Source organism: Komagataeibacter kakiaceti JCM 25156 (assembly GCF_000613305.1).
In genome coordinates this window covers 1-605 of record NZ_BAIO01000885.1, presented here as the reverse complement: position 1 = coordinate 605, position 605 = coordinate 1, and the positions used below count along the sequence as shown (strand labels likewise).

General features: G+C 69.1%; 1 protein-coding gene. It reads left to right on the top strand.

Translation table 11 applies throughout. From position 1 onward, the window contains the following. Positions 1–28: 28 nt before the first annotated feature. Positions 29–605 (top strand): glycoside hydrolase family 3 C-terminal domain-containing protein (locus JCM25156_RS26645; RefSeq protein ID WP_242402762.1); only part of this gene is annotated, 577 nt, incomplete at its 3' end.

Here is a 605-nt window from a genome sequence, read left to right as displayed (position 1 = left end):
CCTTGGCCGTACAGGGCTGGGCATTACCATGATCCCCCTGGCCGATGGGGCGGGCGCGCCGGGAACCCTGCCCCCCGCCGCGGCGCAGGCCGCGCGCATACTGGTGCTGAGCAACAGCAATGACGATAACCGGCTGATTACGTCACTGGCCGATCTGGGCGGCCATGTGGCCGTGGTGCTGGGGTCGGATGATCCCGACCGGCAGATGCCCTGGCTCGACATGGTGGACAGCGTGGTGCAGGCATGGGCCTGGCGGGATGAATATGCCCAGCCCCTTGCCGCCCTGCTGGCGGGGCAGCAGGATTTTTCCGGCCACCTGCCCGTGACCCTGACCGGCGGTTTCTACCCCCCCGGTCTGGCGGATGCGGATTACCGGGCGTTCGCGGGCGCGCATGTCGTGCCGCTTTTCCCATTCGGGTATGGCCTGTCCACGCACGGGCACATCACGCTGAATGACCTGCACCTGACGCGGGAGGGGGGGCATCTGAGCGCCACCTTCTCCATCGCCAATCCTGGCAGCGTGGCGGTGCGCGCCGTGCCGCAGCTTTATGTCGATCCGCCCCCCGACCAGCCCGGCCTGTCGCGGCGGTTGGCGGCGTGGCGCA